Source organism: Haloarcula taiwanensis, from assembly GCA_002844335.1.
Taxonomy (GTDB): Archaea; Halobacteriota; Halobacteria; order Halobacteriales; family Haloarculaceae; genus Haloarcula; species Haloarcula taiwanensis.
Window position 1 is genome coordinate 335111 of the sequence record CP019154.1, and the last position, 23731, is coordinate 358841.

The window sequence follows — 23731 nt, forward strand, 5'->3', positions numbered from 1 at the left end:
TCACAGTCAGACGGCTACGCCGGTCCGACTTCCAGACAGACGGTTTTGGCCGGCGCTTATTGTAATAATATTTATACGAGCTGCGCGACGGCGTTGCGACCGCTGTAGCATGGGCGGTATTCCTTCCAGGGGCGTCAATTAGACCCCCGAGTAGCTATCGACAGCGTCTGGCTGCCCGTTTAGGTTAGCCAAAACAAATCAGGTTAGTGACAATTTTTATCGGTCCGAGTGGCGTAGGACCGATATGGTCGCCGTCGAGAACGTCGTCTTCGTGTTTGTCGCGGGGTTGCTTACGGCACTCGCCACCGGCCTCGGTGCGATCCCGTTCTTTCTGGTGGATGAGTTCTCTGACCGATGGAACGTCCTGCTGTGGGGGTTAGCCTCGGGGATCATGGTCGCCGCCTCGCTGTTCGGCCTCGTCCGGGAAGGGCTGGCCTACGGGTCGCCGGTGCTGCTGGTTCCCGGAATCCTCGCCGGGGTCGCGCTTGTGGCCGTGGCGCACGAACTTCTGGACGACTTCGACAGGTCACCCAAAGAGTTCGAACAGGCGGATTTCACGAAACTCCTGCTGATTCTGGGCATTTTGACTGTCCATAGCTTCCCGGAAGGCGTGGCTGTCGGCGTCTCCTTCGCGGAACTTGGGCTGGAATCGGCGACGCCAGACTCCGCCGTGAGTCTTGTCGGTGTCTCCGTCCCGCTGCTGGCAGTGTTCATGACGGTCGCCATTTCTATCCACAATATCCCCGAGGGGACTGCCATCGCCATCCCCCTCCGCTCGCTGGGCGTCAGCGAGTGGAAGATGGTCTGGTGGGCAGTGTTCTCCTCGCTGCCACAGCCGCTTGGGGCCGTTATCGCGTACTACTTCGTCACGCTGGCGAAGGCGTTTCTCCCGTTCGGCTTTGGCTTCGCCGCCGGAGCGATGGTGTATCTCGTGCTCACGGAGTTCGTCCCAGAGGCGCTGGAGTACGGCGGCGGTTTGCCGGGTGGGGGCAAACGCGAACTCCTCGCTGGCGTCGTTGTCGGAGTGCTGGCGATGGTGCCGCTGGCGTTCGTCTAGAAGGGGAGTTTGTTCCGGATGACCGTGAGATCGACGAAGGCCTTTAGCGGGTCGTCGTAGTCGTCAACCCGGGTTTCCATCCGGTAGTTCGAGTGGTCGACGGCGAAAAAGTACGGTCCGGGCTCGTCAAGTGACTCTCGTGCGCCGCCGTCGTCTGTCGACGCCTGATAGATATCCGACCCCTTTGGCTGAACTGCTGTCTGGCTGAATTTGGGGTTCCCCGGCGGTGTCTCGTCCGGTTCTCGACCCTTGATGTACGCATCGTACTGCTTGAACTGCGCACGGTCAGTGAAGAAGTACACGTTGAACGGCGTCTCAGACTTGACAATATACTGTAGCTCACCGCCGGGGTCAGATACGTCCGGAATCCGCTCTTTTATCCACGCCTCGTGTGGCTCGACTCTGACATCCTGCTTCACGCTGACGACGACTTCGCCGCCACCACCCATGCAACCAGAGCCAACGGCTGTTGCACCGACACCCACTGTCTGGAGGAATCTCCGGCGCTTCATCCATTGATAATCAGGGTTGCGCTCTACTTAGTTCTACGTCCGCAGTTATAGTCGCTGATAACGGGTTCGAAAAGGAAGGAATTTAAACCACGGCACGGAACAAGCACCATACCATGGGTAAGAAATCGAAGGCTACGAAGAAGCGACTGGCCAAACTCGACAACCAGAACAGTCGAGTCCCGGCCTGGGTCATGCTCAAGACGGACCGCGAGGTCCAGCGCAACCACAAACGACGCCACTGGCGGCGCAACGATACTGACGAATAATGAGCGCCAGTGACTTCGAGGAGCGTGTCGTCACCGTCCCGCTCCGAGACGCGCGAGCCGAACCGAACCACAAGCGCGCAGATAAAGCGATGGTCCTCATCCGCGAGCACCTCGCCAAGCACTTCTCTGTCGACGAGGACGCCGTCCGTCTGGACCCCTCCATCAACGAGGCGGCCTGGGCCCGCGGTCGCGCCAACACGCCGAGCAAAATCCGTGTTCGCGCCGCCCGCTTCGAGGAAGAGGGCGAAGCCATCGTCGAAGCAGAGACCGCAGAGTAACGTTGCTCCGCGCGGCTTTCTCCGGGTCGTCGTACGTGGGTGTGTTCGCCCGTGCGACCGACGACTGCGTGCTGGTTCGCCCAGACCTAGACGAATCGCTGCTTGACGACCTGAGCGACGAACTCGACGTTCCGGCCGTGCCGACCACCGTTGGCCGCTCCGGGACCGTCGGCGCGCTCGCAACCGGCAACGAGAACGGGCTAGTCGTCTCCGAACGCGTCCGCGAGACCGAAATCGAACGGATTCAGGACGTCGTCGACGTGCCCGTGACGCGGCTGCCCGGCCGGATCAACGCCGCCGGCAACGTCGTCTGCTGTAACGACTACGGCGCGTACGTCCACCCCGACCTCTCCAGAGAGGCCGTGCAGGCGATCAAGGACGGGCTAGACGTACCCATCGAACGCGGTGTCATCGCCGGTGTCACGACTGTCGGGACCGCCGCCGTCGCCACCAACAAGGGCGTCCTCTGCCATCCGAAGGCCACTGACGGCGAACTCGATGCCCTTGAGGACATCCTCGACGTGCCGGCCGACATCGGGACCATCAACTACGGTGGCCCGCTCGTCGGCTCCGGGCTGGTCGCGAACGATCACGGCTACGTCTGTGGTTCGGACACCTCCGGGCCGGAACTGGGCCGTATCGACCAGGCGCTGGGCTACATCGACTGACGCGACTTCTCTTTCACCACTCAGGATGGATGCTGGTGGCTGAGTTTCTCTGCCACCACGCCCGGAACGGGTAGTCCACAGTCAGCACACGCCCAGGACCGGCTGGTCCCGCCCCGCTCCAGCGTCAAATCCTGCCTGAAGCGCAGAGTCGCACCACACTCACACTGGTAGGTTGTCTCGCTCATATCTCAACGTATGTGGTGTCCGGCCAAATCCGCCGGGGTCAGTGACCATGATAGATCGTGTCAAAGAATAATATAGTGCGTTCCCAAACATCACGTATGGTCCAGCGAACACCGACTGCGGAAGACCAGAACCGCCTCGTCTGCCGGAAGTGTGACTACTCGACAGGTGTACTCCGGCCGTCCTGCCCGGAGTGTGGTGGTGATATGGTGTACGCGCCAGAACCCAGTGAATAGAGGTATTTCGCCCGTTTCTTGATATGTGGGTATCGGACTGCCCGGGTCTGAGAGTGGTGAATACTGGTTGGTTCTGTCGCGGACAGTTGCGTTACTGGAAAAAGGCGGAAGGGGAAGATACTTCCCTGCCCTGCCCGCATCTGCGTGTATGAGCACGTACACTGTTCGCGGTAGTTTCCCGGCCCGAGACGGCCCACAGGAGTTCGAGAAGGAGGTCGAGGCGCCAAACGAGAACGTCGCTGAGGAGCGCGTTTACAGCGACTTCGGCTCCCAGCACAACCTCAAGCGCACGCAGATCACAATCGAGGAGGTGGCAGCATGATGGGCGGTGGCGGCGGTGGCGGCGGTCAGATGCAGCAGGTCGCACAGGAAATCGAACAGATGGAGCAGGAAGTCGACGCCATCGACGAGGAAATCGAACGCCTCCGCGAGAAGCAGACGGACATCGACGAAGCCATCGAGGCCATCGAAACGCTCGACTCCGGCTCCACGGTGCAGGTCCCGCTCGGCGGCGACGCCTACATCCGCGCGACTATCGAGGACATCGACGAGGTTGTCGTCTCTCTCGGTGGCGGCTACTCCGCAGAGCGCGAACAGGACGGCGCTGTCGACACGCTGGAAACCAAGAAGGAAACGCTGGACGACCACATCAGCGACCTGCAGGAAGAGAAGGCCGAAGTCGAGACCGAGATGGAGGAACTCGAACAGCAGGCCCAGCAGATGCAACAGCAGCAGATGCAGCAGATGATGCAACAGCAAGAGCAGGAAGACGAGTAAGGCCGCCATGTTCGACGGACTGAAGGACAAACTCAGCGGGTTCACGAGCGACGTCGAGGAAGATGTCGACGACGACGCGCTCGAAGCGGAGGACGAACCGGACGCCGGCGAGGCAGATGGGAACGTGCCTGCCGATGCAGAGACTGAATCCGAGCCCGCACCGGACGCACAGCCGTCCGAAGACGACACGCGGGTGGCGGAAGCGACAGCCGAGACCGACCAGCAACAGGCTGACGCTGAACCGCCAGCAGCGGACTCTATGGCGACAGAGGAGTCAGCCACAGCGTCGGCTACGGAACTCGAAGACACGGACGCGGTCCCCGACGACGAGTCACAGTCGGACACCGCCGCGGCGACCGAGGAGGACTCGGAGTCCGAAGCCGATTCGGAGTCTGAGGAAGACGACGGTGGCCGCGGCCTCGCCGCGAAGGCGAAGCTCATGGCGACCGGGAAGACGGTCATTGAGGAGGAGGACCTGCAGAGCCACCTCGACGACCTCGAACTGGCGCTGCTGTCGAGCGACGTGGAGATGAGCGTCGCCAACGAAATCCTCGACGGCGTCAAGGAGAATCTCACGGGCCAGACCCGCCGACGGCTCTCTAGCACGGGGAACCTCGTCCGGGACGCACTCCGAGAGTCGCTGTACGATGTCATCAACGTCGGCCAGTTCGACTTCGACGAGCGCGTCCAGCAGGCGGACAAGCCCGTCACCATCGTGTTCACCGGCGTCAACGGCGTCGGGAAGACGACCTCAATTGCGAAACTCGCCCAGTACTTCGAGGACCGTGGACTCTCGACGGTGCTCGCCAACGGCGACACCTACCGCGCTGGCGCGAACGAGCAACTGGAGAAACACGCCGAGAACCTCGACAAGAAGATCATTACCCACGAGCAGGGGTCGGATCCGACGGCGGTTGTCTACGATGCCGTCGAGTACGCAAAGGCCAACGACATCGACGTGGTGCTTGGTGATACGGCTGGCCGACTCCACACCTCCGATGACCTGATGGCCCAACTGGCGAAGATCGACCGTAACATCGACCCCGACATGACGCTGTTCGTGGACGAGGCGGTCGCGGGTCAGGACGCCGTCAATCGGGCGCGCGAATTCAACAACGCGGCTGAGATAGACGGGGCGATCCTGACGAAAGCTGACGCCGACCCGCAGGGCGGTGCGGCTATCTCCGTCGCCCACGTCACCGGCAAGCCAATTCTCTTCTTGGGGACCGGCCAAGACTACGACGACCTCGAACCGTTCGACCCCGAGGAAATCGTCGACAGTCTCATCGGCGAGTAGGCCTCTTACTTTGCGGTTATTGTTGCCGCAGCCTCCGGGCTGTGCGTAGCTATTGTGCACCCTGTGCGTGGAAAACACGGAGCGGTCACACGCTTCTGCCGAGGGCCCACTGCACTCGATGCGGCAAATATTACTACATGAGCGGAGGTGTGGTCGTTTTCGCCGACAGGAGCGCGCTGAAGTCACTCGCTGTGCATCTCTGACGTACACACTATCGTAGCGTGACACCAATGCAGACAACCGAACGACGCGACGTTTCCAGCGATGTTGTCAACGGGGGAGATAGCGATGTCTGACGGCCGCTACTGTCGGCAAGCCGCGCCGGCTGATGTCGCACCTGAACTCGTCGGGCCGTCTCCGGATGATCGTCCTCTCCCTGTTGACGAGCAGCGGTCGTAACTGGCGGGGGCGAGTTGCTGCCCGCTGTCTCAGTTGGCAGTGACGAGAACTGCGGCGATGGGAGTTCCCGCAGGCTGGAGACTGCTGCTGGACACACGCGTTATTACGTTGCTAAACGGGGCTGAGTGGATGAGTTCTGACCGGTGAACGGCTGTCCGTCACAGTGCGGAGCAGGCCGGCATTCCCAGAGGCGCAGATGTCTATGTGTTTGATAACTGCTTGGGAACAGTATGCATACATATAAGCCGGGCACCGAACAACACCGCGACACCTCAATGTCTGGGCAATCAAAGCCAGAACTCCCGGTGAACCGGACGAAATACTGGCTTTGAACGAATCAGGGTCTGGCACAGACTGTTTATCGTTGTTCTGTGGACCGGCCCACCTTCGGATGTGTCTAATTCGTTCCGTCGGCTCCCTGTCAGACGCTTAGCAGGCCATTCATAAACTGCCCTGGTGGTCTTCGGGCAAACGCTATGGGACGACTCACAACTCGACGAAACGTTATCAAAATCGCAGGCGGCGCACTCGTAGCGCTCGCTGGCTGTAGTGACACTGGCGGTAGCGGCGGGAACGGCACGATGGAAACTGACGGCGGAGGTGGTGAAGCCCCGAACACACCCACGGCAGCAGCGACTGATGCGATGACGGAAGACGACACAGAACCGGCGATGGAGACTGCGTCCGACACCGAGGGCGAAACTGGAACCGATACCCAGACGGAATTCGACGAAAACGAGACCGGGATGCCGGACGGCGAAACCGACATACCCGGCAACGATACCGAGGGGCCGGGCAACGCAACAGACCTGCCAAGCAACGAGACCGAACTGCCGGATAACGAAACCGGTCTGCCCGGTAATGAGACCGACACGGCCGGAAACGAGTCGGGCAACGAAACGACTGCCAACGAAACCGGCACATAAGCCGCTGACGCCGTGCCGGACCGCGTTCTGTCCGGCCGGGTACGTCTGGTGTTACTCTCGGGCGGCTTCAACGGCGTCGACGAATGCCGCGGCCTGCTCGCGGACGCCGTCCATGTCGTCGTTTTCGATGGCCTCGTAGTTGACCAGCGCCGAGCCTGCGCCGACGGCGACTGCGCCAGCGTCGAAGTACTCGTCGACGTTGTCAGTCGAGACACCACCGGTCGGCATAATCGGGACATCGCCCAGCGGCCCCTGCAGCGCGCCGATGTGACCCGGGCCGACAGTCGAAGCGGGGAACATCTTCAGGATGTCCGCGCCAGCTTCCATCGCGGCGGCGGCCTCCGTCGGCGTCATGACGCCCGGAATCGCGAGGACGCCCTCGCGGTTGCAGACGTCGATGACGTCCTCGTTGAGATTCGGCGCGAGGACGAACTCCGCGCCCGCCTCGATGACGTTTCTGGCGGCGGCGGCGTCCATGACAGTGCCGGCCCCGATGATGGCGTCGGTATCGTCGAGGGCCTTGTCGACGGCGGCGATCATGTCCGAACAGCGCTTTGCGTCGGCCGTCAGCTCCAGCGCCGTGACGCCGCCCTCGTGGACCGCCGTCGCCACGTCGACCATTTTCTCCTCGGGAATCCCGCGCAGGACTGCCGTGACGCCGCTGTCGACCAGTTCCTGTTGTACCGCCTGTTTGCTCGTCATAGGCGCAACTGTGGTGGGGTGGCTGAAAAGCGTGTCTGAACCGCCGGCTCACTCGCTAGGCGTCCGGGTTGTACGGGCGCGCGATATCGGTCGGCGGCGCGCCGACGCCCAGCACAGTAACCGACTCGTCGGCATCAGCAGGGTTGTGGGCACGGTGTGGGCTTTCCGGTTCGGCGACGAACGCTTCGTCGGACGAGACAACGTACTCCCCGTCGGGCGTTTCGACGTGAAGTGTCCCCTCAAGGACGTAGAACAGTTCCTCGCGCGTCTCGTGGTAGTGGTAGGTCCGCGAGAGGTCTTCGCCGGGGGCCATCTCGTAGGTGGCCGCATGGAGCGCGTGGAGTTCGGCGGCGTCGGAGATGCCGCGCCGGTCACAGGGGTAGTCCTCGGTTTCTGACAGGTCCCGTGGGTCGATCTGATGATAGCCCATATCGTCGGTGGGGGCGTCGGCGGGCAAAAGCGTGCCCACGGCGCAGTGTCAGGTGAACAGCCAGACGAGAAGCGAAAGCGTTCCGATGGAGACGACCGTCGACGTGAAGACGTTTAGCGAGGCAAACGCCGCGTCGCCGCCGAGTTCCGTCGTGTAGACGTACGTCGACACCGCCGTTGGGGTGCCGAGCATCACAACCGCCGCGCTCAGCGCCGTCGTGTCCATCGACAGCGAGGAGTACACCAGCCACGCCAGCGCCGGCATCCACAGCACCTTCAGCCCGACGACGCTGACGGTCTTCTGCAGGTCCGCCACGGGGAGGTCCGTGTCGAGCGTCGCACCGATACACAGCAGGGCGACCGGGAGCGCCAGTTCGGCCGGCGGACCGAGCGCACCGACGAGTGGCTCCGGAACGGACAGCGACAGGACCGAGGCTGTGATACCGGCCACCAGTGCGATGAGAACGGGGTTCGTGAGGAGTTTCCTGCACTCGCCCAGCAGCGAGGCGTCGCTGCCGTTGATGCGGACCAGCAGGAACACCGTCACCGGGACGTGAGTCACCGCGCCGATGCCGAGGATGACGCTGGCGACGGCTGTCGCTTCGCTGCCCATCGTCGCCGCTACGAGCGGCAGGCCGAGAAACCCCATGTTGCTGTGATACGACTGCACGACCGACACGCTCCGGCGACCCGCCGACTCTAGCCGTCGATGGACGAGCCAGCCCAGCGCTATCGTCAGTCCGATGACGGCCCAGAACCCCCCGAGGAGCGCCGGCGAGATAATCTCCTGTAACGGGCGGTTGTAGGTAGACCGGAATATGAGCGCCGGCAGCGCGACGGTAAAGACGAGTGTGGTGAGGATATCCGTCCGCCGCTCGGTCAGCAGCCCGAAGTGACCGGCAGCGACGCCGGTCGAAAGAAACGCGACCATGAACCCGAGCTGCCCGAGAACGGCCATGTTGGTGCCCAATCGGTTCGAACGCTTGACCCTTTCGTCACAGGCGAAAGCGAATTTTAATCATGTAGTTCCCGCGCGGAGGGAGTCGGTTCCGCTCCCAGCCAGGGCGTGGCGGCCCGACAACAAGCCTTTACCCGCACCGTCGCGTATCTCGCGCCAACAATGGTACTCGACAATCTGGGGAGTTCACTCCGGGGGACACTTGACGACCTCCGGGGGAAATCCCGGCTCTCTGAAGAAGACATCGAGGACATCGTCAAGGAGATTCAGCGGTCGCTGTTGCAGGCCGATGTGGATGTCGGGCTCGTGCAGGACCTCTCCGACAGCATCGAAACACGCGCGCTGGATGAGGAACCGCCGGCGGGGACGACCCCGCGGGACTGGGTCCTGCGAATCGTCTACGAGGAACTGGTCGACCTCGTCGGCGAGTCGACCGAACTCCCGCTAGAAGAGCAGACCATCATGCTCGCCGGCCTGTACGGGTCGGGGAAGACGACGACGGCCGCGAAGATGGCGTGGTGGTTCTCGACGAAAGGACTCCGGCCGGCTATCATCCAGACTGACACGGACCGGCCCGGTGCGTACGACCAGTCCAAGGAGATGGCCGAACGAGCTGAAGTCGACTTCTACGGCGACCCCGACGAGGACGACCCGGTGAAGATCGCCCGCGACGGGCTGGAAGCGACGGCGAACGCGGACGTTCGTATCGTCGACACGGCAGGTCGTGACGGCCTGAACGAGGAACTCATCGAACAGATCGAGCGCATTGAGCAGGAGGTCCAGCCCGACCGGGACCTGCTCGTGCTGGACGCGGCGATGGGCCAGAGCGCCAAGAGCCAGGCCGCCGACTTCGAGGAAGCCATCGGCATCGACGGCGTCGTCATCACCAAACTCGACGGGACGGCGAAAGGTGGCGGCGCGCTCGCCGCCGTCAACGAGACGGACTCGACCATCGCCTTCCTCGGTTCCGGGGAGACGGTCAAGGACATCGAGCGCTTCGAACCGTCGGGGTTCATCTCTCGACTGCTCGGCATGGGCGACCTCAAACAGCTCACCGAGCGCGTCGAGCGCGCGATGGAGGAGACCCAAGAGGGCGACGACGAGGACTGGGACCCCGAGGACATGCTAGAGGGGCAGTTCACCCTCAAGGACATGCGCAAGCAGATGCAGACGATGAACAACATGGGGCCGCTCGACCAGGTGATGGACATGATTCCCGGCCTGGGCGGCGGGCTGATGGATCAGCTCCCCGACGACGCGATGGACGTGACACAGGAGCGGATGCGTGACTTCGACGTTATCATGGACTCGATGACTGAGGAGGAACTGGAGAACCCCCGCGTCGTCGGTCAGTCCCGGACCGAACGCATCTGTCGCGGCTCGGGCAAGCCCGAGGAGCGCGTGCGTGAACTCCTCCAGCAGCACAAGCAGATGGAGCAGATGCTCAAGCAGTTCCAGGGCATGGGCGACGGCGACATGGAGCGGATGATGAAACAGATGCAGCAGGGCGGTGGCGGTGGTGGCGGCATGGGCGGTATGGGCGGCGGCATGGGGCCGTTCGGCGACTGACGCCGCTGTGTCGAGTCGCGGACTGTGATACCCTACGCTATTTTGATGATTTATATTCGAAATCCGGGCCAGAACTAAGGGTTGGCCCGTCCTACGGATAAAGCGAGCATGTACGAAATTGTCGCTGGGATAGACAAAAGTGAGGCTCGTGGGACCGCCATCGCGGAAGCGATAACCGAGATTCCGATGGACGCCAGCCAGGTCCGCGTCACGTTGCTACACGACTTCGAGGAGAACCCCGAAGGTGCGTCCGTCGATCAGGTGGCCTCTATCCGTCGGGCACGGGAAGTCCTCGAAGAGGCTGGCGTCGAGGTGGCTCTGGAGGAGTCGAGCGGCGAACCGGCTGACGCCATCCTCCGGCTAGCTGACGAGCAGGACGCTGACATGATTGTCGTCGCCGGGCGCAAGCGGACGCCGACGGGTAAAGTGCTGTTCGGCAGCGTCACACAGAGCGTGATTCTGGGCACGGACCGCTCCGTGCTGGTCTGTAGCGGCGAAGAAGAGTAACGCCGCGGTCAGACGCCGTACACTTCTTCGACCCGCTTAGCGAGCGGCGACGGGTCCGTCCGGCCAGTGATCCGCTCGACGGGGTCGCCGTCCTCGAACAGCACGACGGCGGGCGCCGCGTTGACACCGACTGACCGACAGAACTCCGGCGACCGCTCGCCGGCGATGCCGCCGACCGGAACGCCGTCCGGGAACGCGGCCAGGACGTCGTCTAACTGTTCTTTCATCGCTTCGCAGGGGTCACAGAACAGCTTCCATACGGTCACGACACACCGCTCGTGGGCGTCGACGAAGGCCTCGTAGCTGTCGTCGTCTAGATGTTCGACCCCGTCGGGGACCGGCGTCTCCGGTCCCAGTTCGGTCGCCATCTGTGCCATCGTCGTCAGTTCCACGGTGGTGTAGGAGCCGTCGACGTTCGACCGCAGGGTCAGGAACGTGGCGAACTCCTCACGCGAGACGTCGAGTTCGTCGACGCGCTCGGCCGCTTCGGCAGCCGAATCGAGGCCGAACACGTCGGCGACGGACTCGTGGAACTCCGCGTCGCCCATCGTGACGTAGGTGTCGTAGTACACCTCGCGGTCGGCCTCGAATGCCTCTGTCGTGCTGACTTCGTCCGTCTCCTCGTCGATGACGGCAACGCCTTCCGACTGCAGCGCGTCAAGCAACGCTTCGGGAGAGCTTGTGTCCGACATTCAGACACCCAGATATTTGTCGCGCGTTTCTTGATCTTGCTGTAGTTCCTCGGCGGGTCCCTCGAAGACCACTTCTCCGCGATCCAGCACGTAACACCGGTCGGCAATCTTCATCGCCGCTACGGCGTTTTGCTCGACCAGCAGTATCGTCGTCCCGTCCTCGCTGATACGTTCGATGGCGTTCTCGACGGACTCGATGATCTGGGGGGCCAGCCCCTCGTACGGCTCGTCGAGCATCAACAGGTCGGTGCTCTGATGGAGCGCGCGGGCGATAGCGAGCATCTGCTGCTCACCGCCCGAGAGCGTGCCGGCCTTCTGGGAGCGTCGCTCGTCGAGTCGCGGGAAGTACTCGTAGATCTCCGCCGTCGACATCCCTTCGTCGCGGAAGTCGAGCTTCCGCCGCCAGGTGTTCGACTTGTTGCGGACGGTGTCCGCGAGGTGGAGGTTCTCGGCGACGGTCAGATCAGTGAACACGCGCCGTTCTTCCGGGACCAGCGAGATGCCGCGGACGGCGATGTCCTCTGGCGGCTGGTTCGTGATGTCCGTTCCGTCGAACTCGATACGGCCGCTCCGGACATCCGGCGGCGTCGCCCCGGAGATACACCGGAGTGTCGAGGTCTTCCCCGCGCCGTTTCGGCCCAGCAGGGCCGTGATTTCGCCGTCATCGACGTTCATCGACACGTCCTGGATGATGTGGCTCTCGCCGTAGTAGCCGTTGATGTTGTCCACGTCGAGCAGCGTCATTCTTCGACACCTCCAAGATACGCTTCCTGTACCGCAGGATCGTTCTGTACTTCCGTCGGCGTCCCTTCCGCGATGACTGCTCCGCGGTTGAGGACGACGATTCGGTCCGAGATGTCGAAGACGATCTCCATGTCGTGTTCGACAAGCAGGAAGGTCAGGTCGAGGTCCTCCTTGACTCGCTTGATGAGCTTGACGGTCGATTTCGTTTCGTCGGGGCTCATTCCGGCAGTCGGTTCGTCCATCAACAGCATATCCGGCTCGGCGGCCAGCGCGATGCCGAGTTCGAGCCGGCGCTTGTTCCCGTAGTCGAGGCTATCGGCCTGATTCTCCCGCTCGTCGTACAGGCCGACCGACTCGAGGACCTCGTTCGCCAGTTCGTCGACCGCCGGGTAGCTGTTCTGATTCCGGAAGAAATTGAACCGGAACGAGCCGTGCTCGGCCGCCAGTGCCGCGATGGTCGCGTTCTCCTTGACGGTTAGTTCGGGGAAGATAGAGGCCGTCTGGAAGGACTTGCTCATCCCTCGCTGGACGACCTCGTGTGGGTCCATCCCGATGATGGAATCCCCCTGGAACGCGATCTCGCCGTAGCTTGGTTCGAGCCGCCTGGTGACGAGGTTGATGAACGTCGACTTCCCCGCGCCGTTGGGGCCGATGAGGCTCACGCCCTCCCCCTGTTCTATCTCCAGGTCCACCTCGTCGACGGCTGTGAGGCCGCCGAACTGTTTGGTGAGCTGTTCCGTTTTGAGGACCGTCATTCGTCCTCACCCCCGACAACCATGTCACGAAGGTAGTCGATACCGCCCCAGATCCCGTTGGGGAAGAGGACGACAGCGACGACGAATACGATACCAAGAATGAGGTGCCAGAACGGGCCGAGCGTCTCGAACCCGCTGACGATGTTCTCGATGTACAGATACAGGCCGGCACCGAACAGCGGCCCGAACAGCGACCCGACGCCGCCGAGCACAGTCATGATGACGACGCGGCCGGATTCGGTCCAGTACAGCGACTCCAGTGGCACGTAGTTCCCCTCAATGGCGAACAGGCTCCCGGCGATGCCGGCGAAGGCAGCCGAGATGATAAACGCCATCAGCTTGTACCGCCAGACGTCGAGGCCGACGAACTCCGCCCGCCGCTCGTTCTCTCGAATCGCGCGGAACACGGTCCCGTACGGCGAGTGGAGGATGCGGTTCGCCATCGCGACCGACAGCACCGTCATGACGGCCACGAACACGTACAGCATGTTGTCGACCAGCATCGACAGCGGGAACGGCACGCCGCCGTGGATGTCGATGACGCCCAGCAGGCTGCCGATGTCCACGGAGGTGAAGCCGTTCTCACCGTTCGTCAGGAAGGCCAGCGGCGAGGCCGCCAGGTAGAACGACATCTGGCCAAACGTCAGCGTCAGGATGGCGAAATAAATCCCACCGCGGCGCAGCGACAGGAAGCCGACGATCCACGCCAGCAACACGGCAAACGCCGTGCCGGCGAGCAACACCAGCAGCGGCGAGCTACTGACGCTCGCGCTGAAGATACCGGCGGCGTAGGCTGCGCCCCCGAAGAAGACGGCGTGACCGAACGACAGCAGGCCGGTGTACCCCAGCAGGATGTCGAACCCAACGGCGAAGATACCGTAGATGAGAATCAGCGTCGCCAGCTGCGTGTAGCCGTTGAGGTAGTTGTTGAAGAGGAACGGGAAGACGGCCACGCCCACGACTGTGAGCAGTACCGTCGATATCTCCCGGTCGCGGAAGCTGGCCCACCGGTCGGCGAGGCCGCCGGTGACCTCCGCCTCAGCGTCGGCCGCTGCCGTGGCGGTCGCGTCACCCGGTTCGTCGCTCATGAGACGTCCACCTCCGAGCCCAGCAGACCCTGCGGACGCACCAGCAAGACGAGTGCCGCGAGCGCGTAGATACCGACCTGACTCCAGGCGGCGTACCCAGTCTGGATGAGGAGCACCTGTAGGGTTCCAAGCATCAGCCCGGCCACGACGGCCCCCTCTATTTTCCCGACGCCGCCGATAACGACAGTCAGAAACGCCGGAACCAACTGTTCAGTCCCGATGTTCGGATTGACATTGGCGAGCGGACCGCCAACGACACCAGCCACGCCGGCGAGTGCAGCACCGATGCCGAACACGACGAGGTACGGCCGGCTCAGTTTAATTCCCAGGAGGCGAACCATCTCACCGTCGAGGGTACCGGCCTGGACGATGAGTCCGAAGTCAGTGTACTCAACGAGGCCGTACACGCCCAGGACGAGGACTGCCGTAATCGCGATGACGCCGAGTCGCCAGCGCGGGAAGTTCCCAACGACGGGCAACGCGATGGGGCCGGATGCCCACGATGGCTGTGGGAACGGCTGGCTGTTCCCGCCAAGCAGCGCCCGGAGCAGTTCCTGGACGATGATTGCGAGCCCGAAGGTCACGAGAATCTGGTCCGTGTCGGGGCGGTCGTAGAACGCCTGTGCGACGAATCGCTCCATCAGGAGGCCGACGACGAACACGACAATCGGCACGATGATGAGCGCGGCGACGAACCCCAGACCGATGCCGTATGACTGGATGCCCCACTCTGCTAACTGGCCGTTGTTCAACGGGACCTGACCAGTTATGAACAGCCCCAGATACGCGCCGACGAGGTACAGTGCCCCGTGGGCGAAATTCACGAACTTCAGTGTCCCAAGGATAATCGACAGTCCAACCGCGAGTAGGACGTAAATCGCACCCTGTTGCAACCCGTTTAGTAAGATAGTGAGGATGTCCGCGAGTAGCGTCACGTCGGACTCCCCCCACTGCACTCCGCTCGTACTATCTGCGTATTCCTAATCATGCTAGTTTTTGTGTATCAAGTAAGGCGACCTCATGAACTATAAATCATGAGGGAACCGGTCCCCTGTCGGGATTATGGCCTATTCGTCGCCGTATTCGCCGAGTTCACACTCCGCGGCCGGCCCGGAATCGCACGCGTATCCGACATCGTCCCGGGACGTGACCTCGACGATTTCGATGAAGTTCCCGTCGCCCTGTTCGCTCTCCGGGAGTCCGCGGGCAACTGGAATCGCTCGCTGGGCCTGGTGGTCGCAGGCCCGCATCGTCTCCTCGCCCATGCCGATATTGTTGTAGTTGTAGTCTTCCAGTTCGCGGATGACTTCCGGCGGGTAGAACGTTCCCGCCCGCTCGGCGGCAGCCGCGTACTGGAGCGTCTGGGCGTAGGCGAGCTGGGCCGGGCCAGAGGGAACACGGTCGTACTCGTTCTGGAACACCTCCGTGAACGCGTTCGAGGGCTCGTTGTCGATCTGGGAGTCCCAAGCAATCGTTCCGAAGACGCCCTCGATAGCCCCGCCGGCGGCCTGTGCCATCGGTCGGTTGTACAGCGGGACGACGATTTCCATGTCCTCGTCGATACCGGCATCGACGGCCTGGGAGACGGAGTTCGCGCCGTCCAGCCCGTAGTGGTCGAGCAGCAACACGTCCGCGCCGCTGTTTGCTGCCTCCGAGAGGTACGACGAGAAGTCGCTGGTCCCGAGCGGCGTCGGCACGCTATCGACCTGCTCCCAGCCGATTTCCGAGAGGAACTGGTTCATCGACTCCTGGACGGTCTGGCCCCAGGAGTAGTCGGCGTACAGCTGGTAGAAGGAGTTATCCGAGCCGTACTCGCTTTCGAGCACCGGCGCAAGCGCCTGTCCGGTCATGTACGCGTTGAACATCTCCCGGAAGCCGTACCGGGCGCAGTCTTTTCCGGTCGTGTCGTTGGAGTGAGTCAGGCAGGCCATGAACATGACCTTCTCCTGCTGGCAGAGGCCCTGGACGGCGATGGCCACCGCGCTGGAGGAGCCACCAGAGATCATCACTACGTCATCCCGGTTTATCATCCGCGAAGCGGCCTGTCGGGCGGTGTCGGCGTCGGTCGCTGTGTCGCCGTTCACCGACTCGACCGTATAGCCAAGGACGCCGTCTCCGCTGAGGTCCTCGAAGCTGTCCACCCAGCCACCCCCGTTATTGAGGTGTTTCTGGGCGAGTTCGTACGCCCGGAGCTCGTCTTGCCCCTCAGACGAGTAGGGTCCGGACTGTGGCACGTTGAACCCGAACGTGACCGTGTCGCCCTCGACCGGGAAGTTCCCGAGCGACGGGTAGTCGTCGCCGCCGTCGCCACCACCGCCGTCGCCACCGTCGCCACCACCGCCGTCGCCACCGTCGCCACCGGAGCAACCGGCCAGTCCTGTTAGCCCTGCCACACCTGCGACGCCCGTACTCTTCAGCAACTGTCGTCGGTTGACCGATCTGCCATTAGTTGGCATGTTCCATACGGTGTGTGTATATATCATAATAGTTTCGGTAGGTTAACTAACGATTTAACATCTACAGGCCGACAGATTCCGGGTAAATTGCGATCCGCAGACTTATTTCGATCTGAATGGTTTGTTATAGCATGGCGAGGAACGCAGGGTGGCAGCTACTCGTCCTCACCGTCGTCGTTACCGCAGGCTGTGGGGGATTCGGGTTCAGCGGCGGCGACGGCTCGCCGACGCCGGTGACGCCCGCTCCGGTACCGACCGACTCTGCGACCGCGTATCCGGCCGGCGTTGGACCGACGGGTGTCACCAGCCCATCTCTGCTTGGGTCCGCACACGGCGACCGCCTCAACGGAACCGGGTACACGCTGACGATGACCCGCACCGTCAGATATGCAAACGGGTCGTTGCGGTCCCACCTTCGAGTCCACGTCGCGCTGGACAAGAACCGGACACATCTCGCGAACATCTCTGTCCGTGGACATGCAGCCCCAGTGCTCCTCGGCCGACCGCCGGCGACCGCCTCGTTCTGGTCCGACGGCGACACGTATCTCCGTCGACTTGTGCGCGACAACCGCACGGTCTACAACGAGTACGACCCGCCGGACAGCTACGCTGGTACGTGGCAATACTGGGTCCACACCGCCGCGCTGAACGGGCGTCCTGCCGCCGACGTCACTCGAACTGTTGCTCCGTTCCACACTCGGACCTCGCGGTCCGGGCGGTCCGACGGGGCGGTCTACGTCATCAGCGGTGACCGACTGCGGGACAACGCAACGTCGACAGTGTGGGCGAGCCGGAAGAACGCGACGCTCGTCGCCCACGTCACCCGGTCGGGACTCGTCCGCAACTACCGGACCGAGTACACGACGGTCACGGACGGCGGCGACCCGATCACCGTCACCAGAACTGTTCGGTTTACCAAGGTCGGGAACACGATGGTCGGGCCGCCGCCGTGGCGCGACAGGGCACAGTCGACTCCCGACTGAGCCGTCGCCAGCGCTATCAGGGGGCTTTTTTTCACTCGCCGTCCTTCGGCCTGCAATGACTGTCCGTGAGGTGGCACTCGAAGCCTACCGGGAATCGCTCCCGGTACTGGCGCTCAGTGCAGTCGGTGGCCTCTTCGCGGGCGTCGTCCTCGGCGGCATGGACGCGGAGTTGCAGGACGTTGCGGGACTGCTCGTGCTCGTGCCGGCGTTGCTTGCCACCCGTGGGAACGTCTACGGCTCGCTCGGGGCCCGTCTGGGGTCGGCACTCCATCAGGGACTCATTGACCCGCGGTTCTCCTTCGACGACGACCGCATCAACGCCGCCGTCGCGGCGGCACTGGCAAACGGCGTGCTCATCAGCGGCGTCGCCGCGGTGATGGCTGTCGCCCTGCTCGCGCTGGTCGGGCGACCGTCGGCCCCGCTCGCGACCCTCGTCGCCATCGCGCTCATCGCGGGCTTCGTCTCCGGGCTGTTGTTGACTATCGCTGTCGTCTCGGTCGTGTTCGTCGGCTACCGCCGCGGGCTCAACCCGGATACGCTGGCCGGCCCGGTCGTGACGACGACGGGCGACGTGGTCGGGGTCGCGACGCTGCTGGGTGCAACCCGCCTCGTTCTCGCGCTGGGGGGTGGCTGAGTGGCGGAGTTCGCCTCCCAGTGGTCGGTTTCGGGCATCATCCGGACGATGTTTCCCATTCTGATCGTCCTCACTGCTATCGAACTCGGGAGCGGCCTCGTGCTGGATACCTTCGAAGGAACACTGCTGCAGTATCCGTCGCTGCTCGTCCTCGTCCCGGTAACAATCGGAATGGCGGGCAACCTCGGCAGTATCCTCGCGGCACGGTTCTCGACGGCGTTTCACCTCGGCCTCCTGTCGTTTACGGCGACTGACGACCGGTTGGCCGGCAACGCCATCGCTACCCTCGCTCTCGCGGTGACACTGTTCCCGCTCGTCGGTGCCGGCGCGTGGCTTCTTCAGACCGTCATCGGCGGCGCTGCGCTCCCGCTCCGGACGGTCGTGCTGGTCGCGCTCGTCAGCGGCAGCCTGTTGGCGGTGCTGGCTATCGTCGTGACGACGGTGACGACCTACGCCGCCTACCGGTTCGAACTGGACCCCGACGACGTGGTCATCCCTGTCGTCACGAACGTCTGTGACGTGTTGGGCGTGGTGGTGCTGTTCGGTGCCGTCCGCGTGTTCGTGTGAGTGGCGACTGACGCTACCGATGGGCCTTTGCGGGACAGGCCGCTACGTCGAGCCGTGCAGTCGCTCGCCGCCGTCCTCGGGCACCCGGCCGTCTCGGTCCTCGGAGAGGTTGCCGTCCGTGTCCTCCGTATCACGCTCTTCCTCTCGTTTGGCGTGTTCCTCGCGGAACTGGCGGTCGCGTTCGGGCTGGTCGAAAAAATCGCCGTCGTCTCGCGCTATCTCACCTCGCCGGCGAATCTCCCGGACGAGGTCGGAACCGCCATCCTGACGACGACCGCGTCGACGACCGCCGGCTACGGGATGCTCGCCGACTTCCGGGAGTCCGGCGTGCTGTCCGACCGTGCGACGCTCATCGCCGTCACCATCAACACGTTCTTCGGCTTCGCCCAGCACATCATCACGTTCTACGCGCCGATACTCATCCCCATCCTCGGCTTCCGCGTCGGGGTGCTGTACGTCGCCACCCGCGGGCTCGTCGCGCTGGCGATTACGCTGACCGGCATCGCCGCGGGCGCGGTCCTGCTGGACCCGGCCGCCGTCGGCCGGTCGGGTGCCGGCGCGGGACCGGCCCCCGACGGCGGGACGGCCGACGACCCCGCGGACGTGTTCGACGAGCGCCCGGCCACCCGCCGGGCGGCCGTCAGGGCGGCGTTCGACGCGACGGCCGAGAAGGTCCGGGACATCCTGCCGCGGCTGGCGGCCATCTACGCCGTCGTCTCCCTGCTCGTGGCCTACGGCGACGAACTCCTGGCGCTGGCTGGCAGCGACGGCGCGTCCGTGACCGCCGCCGCCGACGGGTTCGCCGGGCTGCTCGGCCTGCCCGGCGCAGCCATCCCCGTCATCGCCGCGTACGCGCTAGATACCACCTCGGGGGCAACGGTCATCGCGCCGCTCATCCGGAACGGGACTTTCACCGCCCGGACCGCCGTGGCGACGATGCTCGTGGGCGGCATCATCTCGTTTGCCGTCTCGACGTTCAAGCGCTCGATTCCGTTCCAGTACGGTATCTGGGGCCGGGAGTTCGGTTCGAAAGTTATCGTCGTCAACACGGGGCTGAAAATCGTCTGGATCGCGCTGGCGCTGGTCGTCTTGCTGTAGGCTCACTCGAACGTGTAGGCCATCATCACCTCGTCGACCTGCTCGCCGTCGACGGTGTAGTGGTTGCGCCGGATGCCCTCGGTGTGCCAGCCGTGTTCTTCGAGGAACACCATCGCGTTCTCCGTTATCGCCGGCACGCTGTTGTACAGTTTCCGGTAACCGTTGGCCCGTGCCCAGTCCAGCCCGCGTTCCATGAGTTGGCTGCCGATGCCCTGTCCCTGCCGTTCCTCCCTGACGCCGACGGTGAGCTGGGCCGTCTCGCGGAGCTTGTCCAGTTGCGGGATGTCGAGGTGACACCAGCCGACGACCTCGCCGTCGATTGTGGCGACGAAGAACACCCGCGACTCGACCGTGTTGTGCCGCGTGACGGCGTCCTCGTACAGCAACTGCTCGGCGACGCTCTCGGCGACGACGTAGGTGCCGTCGCTGGAGACGTTCCGAATCGTCTGGACGAGCCCCTCGAAATCGTCGTTACGGGCCGGCCGAATCGTGTACGTCAGCCCGTCCGTGGTGTGTTGCTCGACGGAGCCGACGTCGAGCGCCAGCGTCAGGGTCCCGCCATCGTCCTCGATGTATCCCTTCGACAAGAGGTGTGTCAGGGTCTCCTCGAATGCCTCCGGCGATAGATCCACCGCCTCGCGGACCCTGTGGCGCGCCGCGGTCCCGTGTCGCTCGACGTACTGATACACCTCCATCGCCGCGCTCGTCTCAAAAGTCGGCCGTTCAACAGCGTCCATGTCGAGCATATATACTAGCAGATTATTAACAATTGTTGTTTGGTAACACAAACCATTGTTGCGGTGGTTTCCTGTGCGATCAGTCCCGGCCGAGCGTGCCGAGGCGGGCTTACCTGTCAGCTCAGGCCGTGTCCGGAATCGGGTCGGAGATGACGACGGCATCGCCCTCGATGACGCAGTTCCCCTCTGAGTCATCGACGGCTGTGGCCAGCCGGAACCGGTTGTCCTGTATGCGCTCGACGACCTCACAGCGGGCCGTGACCTCCTCGTCGATGTCGACGGGTCCCTGATAGCTCAGCTCTTGCGAGAGGTAGATGGTCAGCCCGGGGAGCCGGGCCAAGGCCGCGCTGATGACGCCGGAGACGAGTGTGCCGTGAACGATTCGGCGGCCGAACCGTGTCCCGTCCGCGAATGCCGTGTCGAGGTGGAGTCTGTTCGTGTCACCGCTGGCCTCAGCGAAGGCCTCCACGTCGCCCTGCGTTATCGTCTTGCTGAACCGGACGTGGTCACCGACGTCGATACCGTCGGCAGTCCCGTAGCTCTCGAAGGTCCAGTCCTCGTCCTCGTACAGCGTGTCCGGCCGGGTGAACCGCTCTCGCTGTGACGGCTCGTCAGCCGCTCCCCCTGCCCGCCTGAGGTATGGGATGTAGTCAGAGATGTCGGTTGTTGTAACAATCCCGACAAGTTCGCCGTCCTCGACGACGGGCAGTTTCTTGACGTTGTTCGTCCGGAGCCGTTCGACGGCTGTTTCGATGTCCACTTCGGGGGTGACCGTCACCAGTGTCTCGGCCATCACGTCGCCGACTGACAGCGCTCTGGTATCGCCCTCGGCTGCGGTGACAGCGACGATGTCACTCTCCGTGATGATGCCGACGCAGATGCCGCCGTCCTCGACGACGAGCGAGCCGATATCCTCGTCGCGGAGGCGCTGGGCCGCCTCGATGACCGGAGCGTCAGGACTGATAGTCTTGACCGGTGTCCGCATAATCTCTCTGACTGGCAGCGGGACGAGCATTGTACGGACACCCACTCGTGGCAAACCTATAACAGTCCGCCCAGCGGCACCGTCACACTTGTGCCGCCGGCCGACAAGGTCTATCCGATGCGATGGCCCGTGTTCGGTTTCGTCGTCGTTCTCGTGGTGGCTGCCGGCTGTAGCGGCTTCGCCGGCTCGCCGTCGCAGTCGACGGGGGCCGCCGCTGACGGCCAGTCAGCAATCGACGTGCCACACGCAGTCGTCACCGTTACCGTCACGGCCGTCGTCGACGGCGATACGATACAGATTGCCTACGAGAACGGGACTGGCGACACGGTCCGACTCGTCGGCGTCGATACTCCCGAAGTCCACACCGAGACCGACCCCGCGGAGTTCGAGGGCGTCCCCGAGACCGACGCCGGGTCGGCCTGCCTCCGCGGGGCCGGCACGAACGCCTCGGCGCTCGCCAAACAGCGGCTCCTCGGCGAGACAGTGGGACTCGCCTTCGATTCGAATCTGAACCGGCGGGGCTACTACGACCGACTACTGGCCTACGTCGTTCACGAGGAAGTGCTGTTCAATTACCGACTCGTCGAGACTGGCCGCGCGCGTGTCTACGACAGCGAATTCACGCGAACCGAGCGATTTTACGCGGCCGAGGACGCCGCGCGCTCCGACCGGCGCGGGCTCTGGCACTGTACGGACCCGGGCGCTACGACCCGGACGGATACCGCCGACAGCGGGGCTATCACCGAGAGCACCAGCGGTGTCGAAATTGCGACGATCCACGCCGATGCGGCAGGAAACGACCACGAGAACCTGAACGACGAGTACCTCACGCTCACGAACGCCGGCGACGAGTCGGTCGACCTCTCCGGGTGGACGGTCAGCGACGCTGCGGGGCACCAGTACACGTTTGCGAACCTGACCCTCGGCCCGAACGACTCGGTCACCCTCTACACCGGTCGCGGCACCGACACTGTGACCGAGCGGTACTGGGGCCGGAACGGGGCAGTCTGGAACAACGACGGTGACACTGTCACGGTCCGAAACGCCAGCGGTGAGCCGCTCCTCCGGCAGTCGTACTGACGCCGCTGCGCTGTCACGGCAGTATAAGCCGCTCCGGTGCTAACCGGTACCATGGCCATCCACCGGCTGACGCCAACGCCACGGGCGGTCGACTGGGGGCTGTTCGCGGCGGTGGCGACGCTGCTTGCCACAGGTATCGCCACCATCTTCGCAGGCATTCCCAGCAGTGCGTGGATAATAGACCTCCACGCGCTCTCCGGCGTGGTGCTGACGCTCCTGCTGCCGGTGAAGCTCCACCGTGTGGTCCACCGTGTCGCGCCGTCGCGGCTCACTGCGGCCCGTGTCCTCTCGGTCGGTCTGGCAGCGGTCACGCTGGGGGCGCTTGGCACCGGCGTCTGGTGGATATTCGGCGGCACGCTCGACCTCGGTCCGTGGGGGCTGTTTCACCTCCACGTCGCGCTCGGCCTGCTGGTCCCGCTGCTGTTGCTGATGCATCTCCGAACCCGGTTTTACTCCCCAGCAGAGGCCACCCGCGGCGGCCGCCGTGACGTTCTCCGGTACGCTGGGTTGGTAACCACGGGGGCACTGATCTGGCGACTCCAGGGGCCAGTCAACGACGCACTCGGTACGGCCGGCGCGGACCGCAGGTACACCGGCTCGCGGGAGGACGGGACCGGTGACGGCAACCGGTTCCCAGTCACTAGCTGGGTCGCCGACGATCCGGACCCGGTCGACGCGGCCGAGTGGTCGTTGTCGGTCGGTGGCCGGGTCGCCAGCGAGACCAGCTACGCCGCAGCCGACCTCTCGCCGGACGCGACCGAACCGGCGGTGCTTGACTGCACGAGCGGCTGGTACTCCGGTCACGAGTGGCAGGGCGTTCGCGTCGGTGACCTGCTCGACGCCGCCGACCCCGACGACGCGGCGGCGTGGGTCCAGTTCCGCTCTATTACTGGCTACCGGTGGAGTCTCCCGCTCTTAGAGGCCCGCGACGCCGTGCTGGCCACACACGTCGACGGCGAACCCCTGGCCCACGGACACGGCTACCCCCTCCGACTCGTTGCGCCCGGCCGTCGGGGGTTTCAGTGGGTGAAGTGGGTCGATTCGGTGCGGGTCAGCAAGCGCCGCGAACTCGGGGAGTGGATCGCGATATTCGTGAGCGGATTCTGAACGACGCCCACACCCTTCGAAAAGAGAGCTTACCGGTGTAG

The 23731-nt window shown here is 63.8% G+C and carries 28 protein-coding genes and 1 pseudogene; 17 read left to right on the plus strand and 12 right to left on the minus strand.

Annotation, left to right across the window (positions count from 1 at the left end; genetic code table 11):
• Positions 1-244 precede the first annotated feature (244 nt).
• Entirely contained in the window at positions 245-1057 is an 813-nt protein-coding gene (locus BVU17_01720; GenBank protein ID AUG46299.1) for a ZIP family metal transporter, read from the plus strand.
• On the opposite strand, the gene BVU17_01725 is transcribed toward BVU17_01720, so the two are convergent.
• Positions 1054-1506 carry a hypothetical protein gene (locus BVU17_01725; protein ID AUG46300.1) on the minus strand — a complete coding sequence of 151 codons (453 nt, stop codon included), beginning with the start codon at positions 1504-1506 and terminating at the stop codon, positions 1054-1056. The two genes, BVU17_01720 and BVU17_01725, sit on opposite strands and share 4 nt — an antisense overlap.
• A gap of 176 nt (positions 1507-1682) precedes the next feature.
• Between BVU17_01725 and BVU17_01730 the strand changes: the two genes are divergently transcribed.
• The 8 genes and pseudogenes from BVU17_01730 (at position 1683) to BVU17_01765 (ending at position 6599) form a co-directional block, all read left to right on the plus strand.
• On the plus strand, positions 1683-1835 hold the full coding sequence (locus tag BVU17_01730; protein ID AUG46301.1) for a 50S ribosomal protein L39e: 153 nt from the start codon (positions 1683-1685) through the stop codon (positions 1833-1835).
• Positions 1835-2113 carry a 50S ribosomal protein L31e gene (locus BVU17_01735; protein AUG46302.1) on the plus strand — a complete coding sequence of 93 codons (279 nt, stop codon included), beginning with the start codon at positions 1835-1837 and terminating at the stop codon, positions 2111-2113. Before BVU17_01730 ends, BVU17_01735 begins: the two co-directional genes overlap by 1 nt.
• Before the next feature lie 2 nt (positions 2114-2115).
• Complete coding sequence (locus tag BVU17_01740; GenBank protein ID AUG46303.1) at positions 2116-2781, plus strand: translation initiation factor IF-6; 666 nt, start codon at positions 2116-2118, stop codon at positions 2779-2781.
• Between the two features lie 567 nt (positions 2782-3348).
• On the plus strand, positions 3349-3522 hold the full coding sequence (locus BVU17_01745) for a 50S ribosomal protein L18a (GenBank protein ID AUG46304.1): 174 nt from the start codon (positions 3349-3351) through the stop codon (positions 3520-3522).
• Complete coding sequence (locus BVU17_01750; GenBank protein AUG46305.1) at positions 3519-3977, plus strand: prefoldin subunit alpha; 459 nt, start codon at positions 3519-3521, stop codon at positions 3975-3977. Before BVU17_01745 ends, BVU17_01750 begins: the two co-directional genes overlap by 4 nt.
• 7 nt (positions 3978-3984) lie before the next feature.
• Positions 3985-5274, plus strand: coding sequence for a signal recognition particle-docking protein FtsY (locus tag BVU17_01755; protein ID AUG46306.1), 1290 nt, complete (start codon positions 3985-3987; stop codon positions 5272-5274).
• A gap of 288 nt (positions 5275-5562) precedes the next feature.
• Positions 5563-5798, plus strand: a pseudogene (locus BVU17_01760) (hypothetical protein).
• A 351-nt stretch (positions 5799-6149) separates the two neighbouring features.
• Positions 6150-6599, plus strand: a complete 450-nt coding sequence (locus tag BVU17_01765; protein AUG46307.1) for a cell wall anchor protein — start codon at positions 6150-6152, stop codon at positions 6597-6599.
• Positions 6600-6650: 51 nt separating this feature from the next.
• Here the strand turns inward: BVU17_01765 and BVU17_01770 are convergent, their stop codons facing one another.
• From BVU17_01770 to BVU17_01780, 3 genes are read right to left on the minus strand one after another with little or no spacing between them, the layout of a single operon-like run.
• The gene (locus tag BVU17_01770; protein ID AUG46308.1) at positions 6651-7301 is read right to left on the minus strand and encodes a 2-dehydro-3-deoxyphosphogluconate aldolase; all 651 of its coding nucleotides are present in this window, start codon (positions 7299-7301) and stop codon (positions 6651-6653) included.
• A 55-nt stretch (positions 7302-7356) separates the two neighbouring features.
• Entirely contained in the window at positions 7357-7731 is a 375-nt protein-coding gene (locus tag BVU17_01775; protein ID AUG46309.1) for a cupin, read from the minus strand.
• Between the two features lie 48 nt (positions 7732-7779).
• Entirely contained in the window at positions 7780-8688 is a 909-nt protein-coding gene (locus tag BVU17_01780; protein ID AUG46310.1) for a malonate transporter, read from the minus strand.
• Between the two features lie 162 nt (positions 8689-8850).
• On the opposite strand from BVU17_01780, the gene BVU17_01785 reads away from it, so the two are divergent.
• Positions 8851-10257, plus strand: coding sequence for a signal recognition particle protein (locus tag BVU17_01785; GenBank protein ID AUG46311.1), 1407 nt, complete (start codon positions 8851-8853; stop codon positions 10255-10257).
• Positions 10258-10365: 108 nt separating this feature from the next.
• Entirely contained in the window at positions 10366-10764 is a 399-nt protein-coding gene (locus BVU17_01790; protein AUG46312.1) for a universal stress protein UspA, read from the plus strand.
• Between the two features lie 8 nt (positions 10765-10772).
• Here the strand turns inward: BVU17_01790 and BVU17_01795 are convergent, their stop codons facing one another.
• From BVU17_01795 to BVU17_01820, 6 genes are all read right to left on the minus strand, one after another.
• Complete coding sequence (locus BVU17_01795; GenBank protein AUG46313.1) at positions 10773-11456, minus strand: thiol reductase thioredoxin; 684 nt, start codon at positions 11454-11456, stop codon at positions 10773-10775.
• On the minus strand, positions 11457-12200 hold the full coding sequence (locus BVU17_01800; protein AUG46314.1) for an ABC transporter ATP-binding protein: 744 nt from the start codon (positions 12198-12200) through the stop codon (positions 11457-11459).
• Positions 12197-12955, minus strand: coding sequence for an ABC transporter ATP-binding protein (locus BVU17_01805; protein ID AUG46315.1), 759 nt, complete (start codon positions 12953-12955; stop codon positions 12197-12199). Before BVU17_01805 ends, BVU17_01800 begins: the two co-directional genes overlap by 4 nt.
• Positions 12952-14043, minus strand: coding sequence for a branched-chain amino acid ABC transporter permease (locus BVU17_01810; protein AUG46316.1), 1092 nt, complete (start codon positions 14041-14043; stop codon positions 12952-12954). Before BVU17_01810 ends, BVU17_01805 begins: the two co-directional genes overlap by 4 nt.
• Positions 14040-14978 carry a branched-chain amino acid ABC transporter permease gene (locus BVU17_01815; protein ID AUG48809.1) on the minus strand — a complete coding sequence of 313 codons (939 nt, stop codon included), beginning with the start codon at positions 14976-14978 and terminating at the stop codon, positions 14040-14042. Before BVU17_01815 ends, BVU17_01810 begins: the two co-directional genes overlap by 4 nt.
• Positions 14979-15110: 132 nt before the next feature.
• On the minus strand, positions 15111-16499 hold the full coding sequence (locus BVU17_01820; GenBank protein AUG46317.1) for a branched-chain amino acid ABC transporter substrate-binding protein: 1389 nt from the start codon (positions 16497-16499) through the stop codon (positions 15111-15113).
• Positions 16500-16630: 131 nt separating this feature from the next.
• On the opposite strand from BVU17_01820, the gene BVU17_01825 reads away from it, so the two are divergent.
• The 4 genes from BVU17_01825 to BVU17_01840 are packed head-to-tail and all read left to right on the plus strand — an operon-like array spanning position 16631 to position 19781.
• Positions 16631-17482, plus strand: coding sequence for a hypothetical protein (locus BVU17_01825; GenBank protein ID AUG46318.1), 852 nt, complete (start codon positions 16631-16633; stop codon positions 17480-17482).
• Between the two features lie 55 nt (positions 17483-17537).
• Positions 17538-18116: a hypothetical protein gene (locus BVU17_01830; GenBank protein ID AUG46319.1), complete on the plus strand. Its 579-nt coding sequence runs from the start codon at positions 17538-17540 to the stop codon at positions 18114-18116.
• Positions 18117-18683, plus strand: a complete 567-nt coding sequence (locus tag BVU17_01835) for an ABC transporter permease (GenBank protein AUG46320.1) — start codon at positions 18117-18119, stop codon at positions 18681-18683.
• Positions 18684-18737: 54 nt separating this feature from the next.
• On the plus strand, positions 18738-19781 hold the full coding sequence (locus BVU17_01840) for a nucleoside recognition protein (protein ID AUG46321.1): 1044 nt from the start codon (positions 18738-18740) through the stop codon (positions 19779-19781).
• 2 nt (positions 19782-19783) lie between these two features.
• Here BVU17_01840 and BVU17_01845 read toward each other — a convergent pair whose 3' ends face one another.
• Both BVU17_01845 and BVU17_01850 read right to left on the minus strand, forming a co-directional pair.
• Positions 19784-20518 carry a GNAT family N-acetyltransferase gene (locus tag BVU17_01845; GenBank protein AUG48810.1) on the minus strand — a complete coding sequence of 245 codons (735 nt, stop codon included), beginning with the start codon at positions 20516-20518 and terminating at the stop codon, positions 19784-19786.
• A gap of 121 nt (positions 20519-20639) precedes the next feature.
• Entirely contained in the window at positions 20640-21533 is an 894-nt protein-coding gene (locus BVU17_01850; protein AUG46322.1) for an acyl dehydratase, read from the minus strand.
• Between the two features lie 87 nt (positions 21534-21620).
• Between BVU17_01850 and BVU17_01855 the strand changes: the two genes are divergently transcribed.
• Both BVU17_01855 and BVU17_01860 read left to right on the plus strand, forming a co-directional pair.
• The gene (locus BVU17_01855; protein AUG48811.1) at positions 21621-22583 is read left to right on the plus strand and encodes an endonuclease; all 963 of its coding nucleotides are present in this window, start codon (positions 21621-21623) and stop codon (positions 22581-22583) included.
• A 51-nt stretch (positions 22584-22634) separates the two neighbouring features.
• Positions 22635-23690, plus strand: a complete 1056-nt coding sequence (locus BVU17_01860) for a sulfite oxidase (protein ID AUG46323.1) — start codon at positions 22635-22637, stop codon at positions 23688-23690.
• Positions 23691-23731: the final 41 nt, after the last annotated feature.